Below are 14338 nucleotides of genomic sequence, written 5' to 3' on the forward strand. Positions count from 1 at the left end.
TGCCATGACCATCGATTTCCAACGCCGCCGCCTGCTCAGCGCTACCGTTGCCGGCGCATCGCTGGCCACGCTTGGGCCGGTTGCGCATGCCGCCAATGCCGCTACCGCCGCTCCGGCGGCTGCAGCTTTGCCGAAGGTGACGCCGCCCGCGCAACTGCGCATCGGTTTTCAGAAGAGCGCAGTCAACCTCGTCATCGTGAAAGAGAACCGGGCGCTGGAGCAGCGCTTTCCGGGCACCAAGATCAGTTGGCTGGAGTTTCCGGCCGGGCCGCAGCAGCTTGAAGCGTTGTCTGCGGGCAGTCTCGACCTCGCCATCACGGGCGATACGCCGCCGGTGTTCGCGCAGGCTGCCGGCAAGGACCTGCGCTACGTGGGCGTGGAGCCGCCCAAGCCGGACAGCTCCGCCATCCTCGTGCAGCAGGATTCGACCCTCAAGACGCTGGCCGACCTGAAGGGCAAGCGCGTGGCGCTGCAGAAGGGTTCGAGCGCGCATTTCCTGATCGTGCGCGGCCTGCAGAAGGGCGGGCTGAGCTTTGCCGACATCCAGCCCGTGTACCTCACGCCAGCCGATGCCCGCGCCGCCTTCGAGCGCGGCAGCGTCGACGCCTGGGGCATCTGGGATCCGTACTACGCCGCCACCGAACTGGCGATCAAGCCGCGCGTGCTGGCCACCGGGCGCACGCTGTCGTCCAACAACTCGTTCTACTTCGCGCCGACGGCCTTTACGGAAAAGCACGGTGACACCATTGCCGCCATCTTTGCAGAGCTGTCGCGCGCCGATCGCCTCGTGCAGGAGAACCGCAAGGAAGCCGCGCAGCGCATTGCAGATTTTTCGGGGCTGTCGCTGGCGACGGTGCATCTGTTCCTGTCGCGCCGGCCGCCTTCGCCGGTGCGGCCGGTGACGCCTGAAGCGATTGCCGAGCAGCAGCGCGTGGCCGATGCCTTTCACGGGCTGGGGCTGATTCCGCGCCCGGTCAAGCCGATCGAACTGGTCTGGCACCCGACCCCCGCGCAGCTGGCCATTGCCCGCGCTTGAGTTGTTGCGTTGATCTGAGAACAACACAGTCCAAGGAGCTGTCATGCAAGTTTTCTGGTTCATCCCGACGCACGGCGACAGTCGCTATCTCGGCACCGCCGAGGGCGCGCGCCAGGTCGATCAAACTTATCTGCAGCAGGTGGCCGTGGCCGCCGATACGCTCGGCTACGAGGGCGTGCTGATTCCCACCGGCCGCTCGTGCGAAGACCCGTGGATCGTGGCCGCGAGCCTGATTCCAGTCACGAAGCGCCTGCGCTTCCTGGTGGCAGTTCGTCCGGGGCTGATGGCGCCCACGCTGGCTGCCCGCATGGCCGCCACGTACGACCGTCTGTCGAATGGCCGCTTGCTGGTGAACCTCGTCACGGGTGGCGATCCTGCAGAGCTGGCTGGCGATGGCCTGTTCCTGGATCACGCACAACGCTACGAAGCCTCGGAAGAGTTCATCCGCATCTGGCGCGAAACGCTTGCGGCAAGCCACGAAGGCGCCGCGCTGGATTACACCGGCAAGCACCTCAGCGTGAAGGGCGCGAAGGTGCTGTATCCGCCCGTGCAGCGGCCGCATCCGCCCGTGTATTTCGGCGGGTCGTCGGAAGCGGCGCACGAACTGGCAGCCGAGCAGGTCGACACGTATCTGACCTGGGGCGAACCGCCTGCCGCGGTGGCCGAGAAGCTGGCCGACGTGCGGGCGCGCGCTGCCAAGCATGGCCGCACCGTGCGCTTTGGTATTCGCCTGCACGTGATCGTGCGCGAGACGGAAGACGAAGCCTGGGCGGCTGCAGACAAGCTCATCAGCAAGCTTGACGACGACACCGTTGCGCGCGCGCAAGAGGCTTTCCGCAAAATGGATTCGGCCGGTCAGCAACGCATGGCCGCGCTGCATGCCAACGGCGTCAAGCGCACGCGTGCCGATCTGGAGATCAGCCCGAACCTGTGGGCCGGCGTGGGGCTGGTGCGCGGTGGTGCCGGCACGGCGCTGGTGGGCGATCCGCAAACCGTGGCCGCGCGCATGAAGGAGTACGCCGATCTGGGGATCGATACGTTCGTGCTGTCCGGCTATCCGCATCTGGAAGAGGCCTATCGGTTTGCCGAACTGGTGTTCCCGCTGCTGCCGCGCTCGGTGCGCGACAAGCTGCCGGGCAATGTGCTGAACGGCCCGTTTGGCGAAGTGATTGCCACCGGCATCGTGCCGCGCGTGGCGGCAAGCTGAGCCAGGAGGAGCAGGGCAATGGCATCCGCGTCGAAAACCAAATCCAACCCGAAGGCGAAGGCCCTTCTGCGTACCGCGCGACAACGACTGGCGCCGTGGATCGTGCCGTTCGTGCTGCTCGTGCTGTGGCAGGCCTCGGCCCAATGGGGCTGGCTGTCGAACCGCATCCTGCCGGCACCGCTGGACGTGGCGAAATCCGCCGTGGCGCTGGCGCGCTCGGGTGAACTGTGGACGCATGTCGCCGTGAGTACCTGGCGCGCACTGCTCGGATTTGCGATCGGCGGTTCGCTGGGATTGGTGCTGGGCTTGCTGACCGGCACCTTCCGCACCGCCGAGACGCTGCTCGACACCACGCTGCAGATGGTCCGCAACATCCCGGTCCTGGCGTTGATTCCGCTGGTGATCCTGTGGTTCGGCATCGATGAATCGGCCAAGCTGTTCCTGGTATCGCTGGGCGTGTTCTTCCCGATCTATCTGAACACGTATCACGGCATCCGCTCGGTTGATCCGGCCCTGGTGGAGATGGCCCGCAGCTACGGCCTGTCGCGTGCGCAGTTGTATCGCGAGGTGATCCTGCCCGGTGCGCTGCCGCAGATCCTGGTGGGCGTGCGTTTCTCGCTCGGCCTGATGTGGGTGACGCTGATCGTGGCGGAAACGGTGTCTGCGCAGGCCGGCATCGGCTACATGACGATGAATGCGCGTGAGTTCCTGCAGACCGATGTGGTGCTGCTCGGCATCCTGCTGTATGCGCTGCTTGGCAAGCTTGCGGATTGGTTGTCGCGCGGGCTGGAACGTTACTGGCTGCGCTGGCACCCCGGTTATCAAGCGGCGGCCTGAGGCTGAATTGGAGAGACGCATGCAAAGCAATGCCACTGAACACGCCGCGCTGGCCGGCACCGCGCTGCATATCGAACAGGTCGTCAAACGCTACGGCGATCGTGAAGTGCTGCATGGCATCGATCTGGACATCACGCCGGGTGAGTTTGTTGTCATCGTCGGCCGAAGCGGATGCGGCAAGAGCACGCTGCTGCGGCTGATTGCCGGGTTGGAAGGCATTGACGATGGCCACCTGCGTCGCGATGGCGACGCCGAAGGCGGCCTGCACGACGATGCCCGCGTGATGTTCCAGGATGCCCGCCTGCTGCCGTGGAAGAAGGTGCTCGACAACGTCGCGCTCGGATTGCCGAAAACGCAGCGCGCCCAGGCCGCTGAAGTGCTCGCGCAAGTCGGTCTGGCCGAGCGGGCGGGAGAATGGCCGGCACGCCTGTCGGGCGGGCAGCGCCAGCGCGTGGCATTGGCGCGTGCGCTGGTGCATCGACCGCGCCTGCTGCTACTGGACGAACCGTTGGGTGCACTTGACGCGCTTACCCGCATCGATATGCAGAACCTCATTGAAGGCCTGTGGCAACGCCTGGGCTTTACCGCCGTGCTCGTCACGCACGATGTGGCCGAAGCGGTGGCACTGGCCGACCGTGTGGTGCTGATCGAAGACGGCCGCATTGCGCTGGATGAGCGCGTCGATCTGCCGCGTCCGCGCCATCGGGGTTCGCCCGCGTTTGCGCGGCTGGAAGAAGCCATCCTCAACCGCGTGATGCAACGCAAGAGCGATCCGAGCGAAGTGACCGATGTGCATTCGCACACGGCGTGGCAATCACCCTTTGACGTGTCCGCCACCGCGGTGCGCTGGGCCGTGTAAGGCGCTGCAAACCTTTCTCCTGAAAACATTCATTGGCACGTAGTGCCGTTGTCATCTAAGAAGGAACATCATGAGCATCCAAGCGATTAACGTACGCAACCAGTTTCGCGGGCAGATCAAAGAGATCATCCGGGGCGACGTGCTCTCGGAGATCGACGTGGAGACCCCGGCCGGCATCGTCACCTCGGTCATCACCACGCGCTCGGTCGACAGCCTCGGCCTGAAAATCGGCAGTGAAGTGGTTGCGCTGGTGAAGGCGACTGAAGTCTCGATCGCCAAACTGTAAGGACGGGGAGGAGACGGCGACCCAACAAGGAGCCTCACCCATGAGCCTGATGCACACCACAGCAGTCGCACAATTTCTCGGCACGCTGCCGAACGCGCCCGCGCCAGATCGCCACTTGTGGCGTGATGCCACGGGCCGCGTGCAGGGTCAGTTCTTCCACTGCGCGCTCACCAGCCTGTTTGAACCGGTCTGGCAGCTTGCCGCCGATGGCGCCTTGACCCCTGCGGGCCACGAAGCCCTGATGCGCACCTGGACGCGCGACGGCGATCTGGGCCTGAACCCGTGGAAGGTGTTTTCGCTGGCGTCGGATGACAGCACGCTGGTCGAACTGGACCGCCTGTGCCGGCTGGTGCATACGCTCAACTATTTTTCGCGCACCGATGCGGGGCGACTGGTCGTCAATGTGCATGGCCGGTTGCTGGCAGCGGTGGCGGCCGATCACGGCAAGGCATTCCACCGTGCGGTGACGGCGCTGGGGCTGCACCCGGAGCAATTCGTCATCCAGGTGCCGTCCACAGCCAATGACGATCTGGGGCTGCTGCTCTTTGTGGTCGACAACTACCGGCGCAACGGTTTTGCCGTGGCGGTGCAGGCATCGGACCCGGCGGAAGCCGGCGCGCTGCTCGTGCATGCCCGGCCCGCCTATCTGAAGCTCGATGCACGGCGCGACTGGCGTACACGAAACGTGGTGTCGCTGGCCGATTCCGCACGTGAGCTGGGCGTGACGCTGGCCTTGCGGCGTTGCGAGCGCCCAAGCGACCTGGAACTGGCACGCGCAGCGGGTATCACGTATGTGCAGGGCAGCATCCTGCCCGGCGCGGAATCGGAGCCGGAACCTGCGCCCACGCCACAGGTGGTGCCGATGGCGCAGGCCCCGCTGGTGCAACAGCAGCAAAGCGCCACCGGCCTTTCTCTGACGCAGTGAGCACGACCTCATGGCACGCAGCGCACCCGCAACCACATCGGACGCACCTGTCTGGCAATGGCCGGCAGACGCCGTCATCCTGACCGTTCCCGGTTTGCATGGCAGTGGCCCGGGTCACTGGCAGACACGGTGGGAGCAGCGCTTCCCGGCCTGGCGCCGGGTGGAGCAGGCCGATTGGTCAACGCCCGACTTGCCGCGCTGGTCCGCCCGTGTAGGCGAAGCGGTGCGAGCGGCGCTTGCTGAGCGTCCGCCCACGCGCAGCAAGCGCCCTGTGATTCTGGTCGCGCACAGCTTTGGCTGCCTGGCATCGTTGCATTGGGCGGTGCAGACCAAGGAAGCCGTGGCGGCGGTGTTGCTCGTCGCGCCGGCCGATCCGGACAAATTTGGCGTACGGGATCTGCTCCCGGGCCGCACGCTGCCGTTCCCAGCCACCCTTATCGCCAGTCGAAACGACCCCTGGATGCCGCAAGGCAGCGCCATCGACTGGGCCGCGCGGTGGGGCACCGAGTTCATTGACGCTGGCGAGGCCGGCCATATCAACGCAGATTCCAATCTCGGCGAATGGAACGACGGCTTGGCAATGCTCGATCGCCTGATCGGCAGAGCAAGTGCACAGGACACCACCCGCGACGGCGCCGACTGGCAAGCGCAATGGGATGTCCTACCGAGCACCCCTTATATCTAAAACGATGATGCACATGCGCAAATATTCGTTTTCGTCATAAGAACAGTCCGCCACAATCGGTTCATCTGCAGATCGGCCGCAGTGTTGTGCGCTGCGGCCATTTTTATCGGTGCGCTGATGAGCCTGTCTTCCGCGTTTTCTCTCCCCAAGCGGCGTAAGCCCGCCAACGTGCTCCCGGGGTTCGGGCTGGCGCTGGGGTTCTCGCTCCTATACCTCGCGCTGATCGTCCTGATCCCGCTGTCGGCAACCGTCCTCAAGACGTTCACCATGACGTGGGATGCGTTCTGGACGACCGTCACCGCGCCGCGCGTGGTAGCGTCGTACAAGCTGACCTTTGGCGCATCGCTGATCGCCGCGGTGATCAACCTCGTGTTCGGGCTGATCGTGGCGTGGGTGCTGGTGCGCTATCGCTTTCCGGGCAAGCGGTTGATCGATGCGCTGGTGGATCTGCCGTTTGCGCTGCCGACTGCGGTGGCCGGCATTGCGCTGACCGCGTTGTATGCACCGAATGGCTGGATTGGCTCGCGGCTGGAACCGCTGGGGCTGAAGGTCGCGTTCACACCGCTGGGCATCGTGGTGGCGCTCACGTTCATCGGCTTGCCGTTTGTCGTGCGCACGGTGCAGCCGGTGCTCGAAGATCTGGAGACCGAACTGGAAGAGGCGGCTGCCAGCCTGGGTGCCACGCGCTGGCAGACCTTCATTCGCGTGATCCTGCCGACCTTGCTGCCTGCATTGCTGACCGGTTTCGCGCTGGCGTTTGCGCGTGCCACGGGCGAGTACGGCTCGGTCATCTTCATCGCAGGCAACATGCCGATGGTCTCCGAGATCACGCCGCTCATGATCTATTCGAAGCTTGAGCAGTTCGACTACGCGGGCGCCACGGCCATTGCCGTCGTCATGCTCGGCATCTCGTTCACGCTGCTGCTGGTGATCAACCTGCTGCAAGCCTGGACGCGCCGCCGCGGCGATCGCAACGACACCATCGAACGCGCCCCTGAACCTTCCACCGCCCACGCGGCAGCTGGAGCCTGACATGGCCGGTACTGTTTCCCGTCAACTTGGTCAGGTGCCCGCTGTGGGCCGCCGTGGCGCGACGGCTGAATCCGCCTGGGTGCGGGTCACGCTGATCCTCGTTTCGTTCGTGTTCCTGGCATTGTTCTTGTTCGTGCCGCTGGCGAGCGTGTTTGTCGAGGCGTTCAAGAAGGGCGTCGACGTCTATCTCGAAGCGCTGGTGGAGCCCGATGCGCTTTCGGCCATCTACCTGACGTTGACCACCGCAGCGATTGCCGTGCCGCTGAACGTGGTATTTGGCGTGGCAGCGGCATGGGCGATCGCCAAGTTCGAATTTCGCGGCAAGAACCTGCTGCTCACGTTGATCGACTTGCCGTTTTCGGTATCGCCCGTCATTGCCGGCCTGATTTATGTGCTGCTGTTCGGCGCGCAGGGCTGGTTCGGGCCGTATCTGTCGGACCACGATTTCAAGGTCATCTTTGCCGTGCCGGGCATTGTGTTGGCCACCGTGTTCGTTACGTTTCCGTTTGTGGCCCGCGAGCTGATTCCGCTCATGCAGGCACAGGGCAGCGAAGAGGAAGAGGCGGCCATCGTGCTCGGCGCTTCGGGCTGGCAGACGTTCTTTCGCGTGACGCTGCCGAACATCAAGTGGGGCTTGCTGTACGGCGTGATCCTCTGCAACGCGCGGGCGATGGGCGAGTTTGGCGCGGTGTCGGTGGTGTCGGGCCACATTCGCGGGCTGACCAACACGATGCCGCTGCACGTGGAAATTCTCTACAACGAATACAACTTCGCGGCCGCGTTTGCCGTGGCGTCGTTGCTGACGTTGCTGGCGCTCGTGACGCTGGCGCTGAAGACGCTGGTCGAATGGCGCAGCCGCCGCGAGCTGGCTGACGCAGATGCCGGCGTGGGCGAAGGCCCCGGCGCACGCGTCGCAGCGTCCTCGTCATCGTCGAATCCGAATTCGCACATCTCCGTGCAATCTCCGCTCGAAGGGAGCGCAGCATGAGCATCCAGGTTCAACACATCACCAAGCGCTTCGGCAATTTCGTTGCCCTCAACGATGTCTCGCTCGACTTCAAGCAGGGCGAGCTCACCGCGCTGCTGGGGCCGTCGGGCTGCGGCAAGACCACGCTGCTCCGCATCATCGCGGGCCTGGAGCATGCCGATTCGGGCACGATTCACCTCAACGGCGAAGACGCATCGGACCAGCATGTGCGCGAGCGCCAGGTCGGCTTCGTGTTCCAGCATTACGCGCTGTTCAAGCACATGACGGTGTTCGAGAACGTGGCCTTTGGCCTGCGTGTGAAACCGCGCGCGCAGCGGCCGAGTGAAGCGCAGATCCGCGCGAAGGTGAAGGAACTGCTGGAACTCGTGCAGCTGGATTGGCTGGCCGATCGCTACCCGCCGCAGCTCTCGGGCGGACAGCGCCAGCGGATCGCCTTGGCGCGTGCGTTGGCGGTGGAGCCGCGCGTGCTGCTGCTTGACGAGCCGTTCGGCGCGCTCGATGCCAAGGTGCGCAAGGAACTGCGACGCTGGCTGCGCCGCCTGCACGACGATCTGCATGTCACGAGCCTGTTCGTCACGCACGACCAGGAAGAGGCGCTGGAAGTGGCCGACAACGTGGTGCTGATGAACCGCGGCCAGGTGGAGCAGGTCGGCAGCCCCGCCGCGGTCTACAACACGCCGGCCACGCCGTTCGTCTATGGCTTCCTCGGCAACGTGAACCTGTTCCACGGGCGCCTGGAGGAAAGCGAGGGCGGCAGCGTGCTGCACGTGGGCGATTCGGCCATCGCCGTGCCGTCAGGCGGGGTGGATTCGTCCCGCGCAGATCAGGCGGTGGCCTTCGTGCGCCCGCACGAGATCGACCTGGAGCGCTATGCGCCGGGCGCCGAGGGCATTCCCGTAACGCTGCGCCGCGCGCTCACGCTGGGCGCCATCGCGCAGCTTGAGCTGGAGCGCGAAGACACCGACGACATCATCGAAGTCTCCCTGCCCATCGAGCGCTTCCGCGCCGAGGGCTTCCGTGAAGGCGAAACGCTGGTGGTGCGCCCGCGCGCGATCCGCGTGTTCGCGCAAGGCAACGCACGGCCCGTCGCGCAAGCCGCCGTGTAACACGACGCTCCGACGACAACCAATACGAGAGGACACGAGCCATGAACTTCCAGCAACTGCGTTCCATCCGTGAGGCGGTGCGCCGCCAGTTCAACCTGACTGAAGTCGCCAACGCGCTGTACACGTCGCAGCCCGGCGTGTCGCGCCAGATTCGCGAGCTGGAGGATGAACTTGGCGTGGAGATTTTCGAGCGCTACGGCAAGCGCCTGACGGGCTTGACCGAACCGGGCCGGGAGATCGTCCGCATTGTCGAGCGCCTGCTGCTCGAAGCCGAAAACCTGCGCCAGGCCGGCGAGGAATTCTCCGGCCGACAATCGGGCCGCCTGACCGTGGCGACGACGCACACGCAAGCACGCTATGCGCTGCCCAAGGTGGTGCAGTCGTTCCGCAAGGAATATCCGCACGTCACGCTGGCGCTGCAGGAAGCATCGCCCTCGCACATCGTCGAACTGCTGCTGACGGGGCAGGCCGATATCGGTATCGCCACCGAGGCGGTGGCCAACGAGCCGGGGCTGACGTCGTTCGAGGCGTACCGCTGGCGCCACGTGCTGGTGGTCAGCCCGGACCATCCGCTGACCAAGAACCCGCTCCCGACGTTGGAAGACGTGGCGCAATACCCACTCATCACGTACGACGCCGGTTTTACGGGCCGACGCAACATCGACGCGGCATTTGCCAGTGCCGGCCTGCACCCCGAGATCGTGCTGACCGCCATGGACGCCGACGTGATCAAGACCTACGTGGCGCTGGACGTGGGCGTGGGCATCATCGCGTCGATGGCGTATGACGGACGCAAGGACGACAACCTTGTCTGCATCGGCGCGGACCATCTGTTCGAGCCGAATACCACGCGTGTGGCGGTGCGCCGTGGCGCGTACCTGCGTGGCTATGCGCACGACTTCATCGGGATGTTTGCGCCGCATCTGTCGCGCGAAACGGTAGCGGAGGCCGTGGCTTCGACGGTGGTGTCGCAGTCGGTGCGAGAGGTGCTGGCGGCGTAATCCTCCCGCCCTCGGGGCCGGCTGCGCGCCGTTCATCCGTCCAATCGCACCATTCGTCGCATCCGGATGGCGCCTGCCCAGGCGCCGTTTCTATACTGCGGACATCTTCGGCTCCATCAGAGACCGCCATGTCCGCCATGCCTTACACCCCGACTTCCCCATCCGCTGATTCCGACGAGGCGCTGCTGCGCCGCGCTCGACACCGCGCTGGCGCGCGCCTGGGGTTCCGCATTCATCTGCTGGCGTTTCTGGCCGTGAACGCCGGGCTGGCGGCGATTGCGCTGTCACGCGGGCAATTCTGGTTTGTGTGGCCGCTGCTGGGCTGGGGGTTGGGCCTGGCCGCGCACGGCCTGAGCCTGGCCTGGAGCCAGGGCAACGGTTACCAGCGCATGGTCGACCAGGAACTCGCCCGTTTGCGCGACCAGGCCGGCCGCCGGTGATGCGGGAAACCCCACGCTTCAACGCCGGAGAACCGTCCGGTAAGATCGCCCGCATGTTCGCCAATGTGTCGTTCCCTTCGCTTGCCGATTGCCTGCGCCTGGTCCGGCGCTGGGTGATCCGCTACGCCGTCATCATCGTCATCAATACGCTGATTGCGGCGGTGCTTGCGTTCGGCATCCGGCCGGAAGAGACGTTCTGGAAAGACTTCATCTTCAGCCAGGCAATCGGGCTGTCGATGTTCTCGCTGATCGGCATCCCGCGCCACGTGCTGTGGGGAGACGGCCCGCCCAACAAGAAGATGTTTCCGTGGATCGTCGTGGGCGCAGTGCTGATCGGCGTGCCGCTGGGGCAGTGGATCGCGCGGACGATCCTGTGCCTGAACAACCCCAACGCGGAACCCTGGCGCGCCGACAGCCTGCGCATGAGCTTCATCATCGCCATGCTCGCCGCGCTCGGGGCAACGTATTACTACTGGTCGCGCGGCAAGCTGGCTGCGTTGCAGCGTCAGGCTGCGCTCGATGCGCTGGAGCGCGAAGAGGCCGAGAAGCAGATGGTGCGTGCGCAACTGATGGCGCTGCAGGCGCAGATCGAACCGCACTTCCTTTTCAACTCGCTGGCGCACGTCGATGTGCTGATCGCGCGCGACCCGGCCGGCGCGCGGCGTCTGCTGCAGCATTTGATCGGCTTTCTGCGCAGCTCGCTTTCGCACGCACGTGCCGAGCAGTGCACGCTAGCGCAGGAATTTGCGCTGCTGCGCGCGTATCTCGACATCCAGGCGCTGCGCTTCGGCAATCGCCTGCGTTTCTCCTTGGCGCTGGACGACGCCATCGCCAACATCGTCATCCCGCCGATGCTGATTCAGCCGCTGGTGGAAAACGCCGTGGTGCACGGTATCGAGCCCGCACGCGAGGGCGGCGAGATCGCCCTGTCTGCGCGCCTGGCGGCCGGCAGCGAGGGCGAGCGGCTCGTGCTGGAAGTGCGCGATACGGGTGTCGGCTTCGGCAACGATGGCACCAAGGGATCGGGGCTGGGCCTTACGCACGTGCGTGAACGCCTGTCGCGCTTGTTTGATGGCGATGCACGCCTGACGATCACAGAGACCGTTCCGCACGGCGTGACGATCATTGTCGAGCTGCCGTTGGCGCACGAAACCGCACGCGCGCCGTCCCAGCCCGACGCGCCGGAATGGCGTTGCCGCTTCTCCCGCTCAACCGCTAACGCCACCGGCGCGCTTTCTTCGCGCGCGTCCGCCGGAGCCTGACCGATGCCTGCTTCCCCACGCGTGCTCATCGCCGACGACGAACCCGCACTGGCTGAAAACCTCGTCGCTGAACTGGCGGCGCTATGGCCCGAGGCCACGTTGCTGCCGGCCGTGCACGACGGTCAGTCCGCTCTCGACGTGATTGACGACGCGGCCGACGGGCAGGGGCCCGATGTGGTCTTTCTCGATATCCGCATGCCGGGGTTGTCGGGCATTGATGTGGCGCGCGAGCTATCGCAGCGGGATGTGCGTCCGCTGGTGGTGTTCGTCACCGCGTATGACCAGTTCGCGCTCGATGCCTTCGAGCAGGCCGCGGTCGACTACGTGCTCAAGCCCGTGCAGACCGAGCGCCTGGCTGAGACCGTCAAGCGGCTGAAGGACCGGCTCGGCACGCGCCCGAGCGGCAACGCCGACGCCCTTGCCACGAACCCCGCGCAGACGCTGGCGGAACTCGTCGAGCGCCTTGCCGGCCTGCAGGGCGCTGCCCAAACGCGTGCCACGCCGCAGGGTGGGTATCTGCGCTTTATCAAGGCGCTGGTCGGGCAGGAGGTGCGCTTCATCCCCGTGGATGACGTGATCTATCTGGAAGCGACCGACAAGTACGTCAACGTGGTGGCGGGCAGCGGCGAATCGCTCATCCGCACCAGCCTGCGCGAACTGCTGACCCAGCTCGACCCCGAGCACTTCTGGCAGGTGCACCGCGGTACGGTGGTCAACGTGGCGCATGTGTCGAGCGCGGTGCATCTGTCGCTGGGCCGCCTGGGGCTGAAAATCCGCGGACGCACCGAGACGCTGCCCGTCGCGCGGCAATACGCACATTTGTTCCGCCAGATGTAGTCGCCGCGGCGGCGCGTTCCGCTATGATCCATTGTGTCGTCAACGGATCGAGAGCGCGAGCACCCGCCATGGAGACACCAGCCGCACGCCCTGCCAGCCTTGTCGTTGAGCCCCGCCACGGCGGCCAGATCCTTGTGGATGCACTGCTGGCCCACGGCGTCGACATGGCCTTCGGCGTGCCCGGCGAGAGCTACCTGTCGGTGCTCGAAGGCTTCTACCAGCGCCGCGACCGCGCCCGCTTCATCGTCTGCCGGCAAGAGGGCGGCGCGGCCAACATGGCGGATGCGTACGGCAAGCTCACCGGGCGCCCCGGCATCGTCTTTTGCACGCGCGGGCCGGGCGCCACCAACGCCAGCATCGGCGTACACACTGCATTTCAAGACTCCACGCCGCTGATCCTGTTCATCGGGCAGGTCGGCCGCGATTTCGTCGACCGCGAAGCGTTTCAGGAAATCGACTACCGCCGCATGTTCGGCCAGATGGCCAAGTGGGTCGCGCAGATCGATAGCGTCGAACGCATCCCCGAATACATCGCACGCGCCTTCCAGACTGCCACCGCCGGGCGTCCCGGCCCCGTGGTGCTGGCGTTGCCCGAAGACATGCTGACCGACGTTGCGACCGTGCAGGATGTGCCGCCGGAGTTTGCAACGAAAGCTCGCGTGATGGCCTGGCCCGGCCCGCGTGATCTTGCCCAACTGAAGACGCTGCTGCAGGACGCCGAGCGTCCGATGCTGCTGCTGGGCGGTTCCGGCTGGACGCCGCAAGCCGCCGCCCGCATGCAGGCCTTTGCCGAGCGCTGGAATCTGCCCGCGGGCTGCGTGTTCCGTCGGCAAGACCTGTTCGACAACCGCCACCCGAATTACGCCGGTGATGTCGGTATCGCCATCAACCCGAAGCTCGCGACGCGCGTGAAAGACGCCGACTTGGTGCTCGCTATCGGCACACGCCTGGGCGAAATGACGACCTCGGGCTACACGCTCTTCGACGTGCCGCGCCCGAAGCAGACGCTGGTGCATGTGCATGCCGGCGCGGAGGAGTTGGGCCGCGTCTACCAGGCGGACCTGATGATTCACGCGTCGATGCCCGCGATTGCCGAAGCACTGGACGGCGTATCGCCGGATGCGCCGCCGCGCTGGTCCGCCTGGACAGAGGCCGCCAATGCCGATTACCGCGCCAACATCGCGCCGCCGCCGTTTGGAGGCAAGGGCATCGACATGGCCCGCGCCATGCAATGGCTGCGCGAGCGCCTCCCGCAGAACAGCATCCTGACCAACGGCGCAGGCAATTACGCCACGTGGCTGCATCGCTTCTATCAATACGGTGCGCTGGCGGCAGGCTCGCGTACGCAATTGGCGCCGAGCAGCGGTGCGATGGGCTATGGCGCACCCGCCGCAGTGGCGGCCAAAATCATCTGCCCCGACACACCCGTCATCTGCATGGCCGGCGATGGCTGCTTCCTGATGAACGGCCAGGAACTGGCGACCGCGATGCAGTACAACGCGCCGGTCATCTTTATCGTGGTCAACAACGGCATGTACGGCACCATCCGCATGCACCAGGAACGCGAGTATCCCGAGCACGTGAGCGGCACCGACCTTCGCAACCCGGACTTCGCCGCATTAGCGCGGGCCTACGGCGCTGAAGGGCACACGGTGCGCTCGCTCGAAGGTTTCCAGTCGGCGGTGGAGGCGGCGCTCGCGGCAAGCGTTGCCTCCGTCATCGAGGTGCAGACCGATCCGAACATCATCAGCCCGCGTGCGACGATCGACTCGTTGCGTGCACAGTCGCGCAGTTGATTCCGCCTTCGTTTCTTGTTTCTTATTTCGCCAACGCCAAT

General features: G+C 65.5%; 15 protein-coding genes. All 15 read left to right on the plus strand.

Features of this window, described 5'->3' with window-relative positions; translation table 11 throughout:
- Positions 1–4 precede the first annotated feature (4 nt).
- The 15 genes from N5B55_RS06755 (at position 5) to N5B55_RS06825 (ending at position 14297) form a co-directional block, all read left to right on the plus strand.
- Entirely contained in the window at positions 5–1036 is a 1032-nt protein-coding gene (locus N5B55_RS06755; RefSeq protein ID WP_065857984.1) for a sulfonate ABC transporter substrate-binding protein, read from the plus strand.
- Between the two features lie 43 nt (positions 1037–1079).
- Positions 1080–2243, plus strand: coding sequence for an FMNH2-dependent alkanesulfonate monooxygenase (gene ssuD, locus N5B55_RS06760; RefSeq protein WP_065857808.1), 1164 nt, complete (start codon positions 1080–1082; stop codon positions 2241–2243).
- 18 nt (positions 2244–2261) lie between these two features.
- Positions 2262–3080 (plus strand): aliphatic sulfonate ABC transporter permease SsuC, encoded by an 819-nt coding sequence (gene ssuC, locus N5B55_RS06765; protein ID WP_154207405.1) that lies wholly within the window; start codon positions 2262–2264, stop codon positions 3078–3080.
- A gap of 19 nt (positions 3081–3099) precedes the next feature.
- Complete coding sequence (locus tag N5B55_RS06770; protein WP_304539558.1) at positions 3100–3939, plus strand: ATP-binding cassette domain-containing protein; 840 nt, start codon at positions 3100–3102, stop codon at positions 3937–3939.
- 70 nt (positions 3940–4009) lie between these two features.
- Positions 4010–4225, plus strand: a complete 216-nt coding sequence (locus N5B55_RS06775) for a TOBE domain-containing protein (RefSeq protein WP_004626558.1) — start codon at positions 4010–4012, stop codon at positions 4223–4225.
- Positions 4226–4265: 40 nt separating this feature from the next.
- Entirely contained in the window at positions 4266–5150 is an 885-nt protein-coding gene (locus N5B55_RS06780) for an EAL domain-containing protein (RefSeq protein WP_154207406.1), read from the plus strand.
- Positions 5151–5160: 10 nt separating this feature from the next.
- Complete coding sequence (locus tag N5B55_RS06785; RefSeq protein ID WP_304539559.1) at positions 5161–5835, plus strand: RBBP9/YdeN family alpha/beta hydrolase; 675 nt, start codon at positions 5161–5163, stop codon at positions 5833–5835.
- A gap of 117 nt (positions 5836–5952) precedes the next feature.
- Positions 5953–6867: a sulfate ABC transporter permease subunit CysT gene (gene cysT / locus N5B55_RS06790; protein WP_304539560.1), complete on the plus strand. Its 915-nt coding sequence runs from the start codon at positions 5953–5955 to the stop codon at positions 6865–6867.
- A 1-nt stretch (position 6868) separates the two neighbouring features.
- Positions 6869–7855: a sulfate ABC transporter permease subunit CysW gene (gene cysW, locus N5B55_RS06795; protein ID WP_304539561.1), complete on the plus strand. Its 987-nt coding sequence runs from the start codon at positions 6869–6871 to the stop codon at positions 7853–7855.
- Positions 7852–8961: a sulfate/molybdate ABC transporter ATP-binding protein gene (locus tag N5B55_RS06800; RefSeq protein WP_304539562.1), complete on the plus strand. Its 1110-nt coding sequence runs from the start codon at positions 7852–7854 to the stop codon at positions 8959–8961. The genes cysW and N5B55_RS06800 overlap by 4 nt, the downstream gene beginning before the upstream one ends.
- A gap of 41 nt (positions 8962–9002) precedes the next feature.
- Entirely contained in the window at positions 9003–9962 is a 960-nt protein-coding gene (locus N5B55_RS06805) for a CysB family HTH-type transcriptional regulator (protein ID WP_009238290.1), read from the plus strand.
- Between the two features lie 128 nt (positions 9963–10090).
- Complete coding sequence (locus N5B55_RS06810) at positions 10091–10402, plus strand: 2TM domain-containing protein (RefSeq protein ID WP_304539563.1); 312 nt, start codon at positions 10091–10093, stop codon at positions 10400–10402.
- On the plus strand, positions 10402–11664 hold the full coding sequence (locus N5B55_RS06815; RefSeq protein WP_304539564.1) for a sensor histidine kinase: 1263 nt from the start codon (positions 10402–10404) through the stop codon (positions 11662–11664). Before N5B55_RS06810 ends, N5B55_RS06815 begins: the two co-directional genes overlap by 1 nt.
- A 3-nt stretch (positions 11665–11667) precedes the next feature.
- Positions 11668–12501, plus strand: coding sequence for a LytR/AlgR family response regulator transcription factor (locus tag N5B55_RS06820; protein WP_304539565.1), 834 nt, complete (start codon positions 11668–11670; stop codon positions 12499–12501).
- A gap of 68 nt (positions 12502–12569) precedes the next feature.
- Positions 12570–14297: a thiamine pyrophosphate-binding protein gene (locus N5B55_RS06825; RefSeq protein ID WP_304539566.1), complete on the plus strand. Its 1728-nt coding sequence runs from the start codon at positions 12570–12572 to the stop codon at positions 14295–14297.
- Positions 14298–14338 lie beyond the last annotated feature (41 nt).

The sequence above is a fragment of the Ralstonia pickettii genome (assembly GCF_030582395.1).
In the GTDB taxonomy this organism is placed as follows: domain Bacteria; phylum Pseudomonadota; class Gammaproteobacteria; order Burkholderiales; family Burkholderiaceae; genus Ralstonia; species Ralstonia pickettii_D.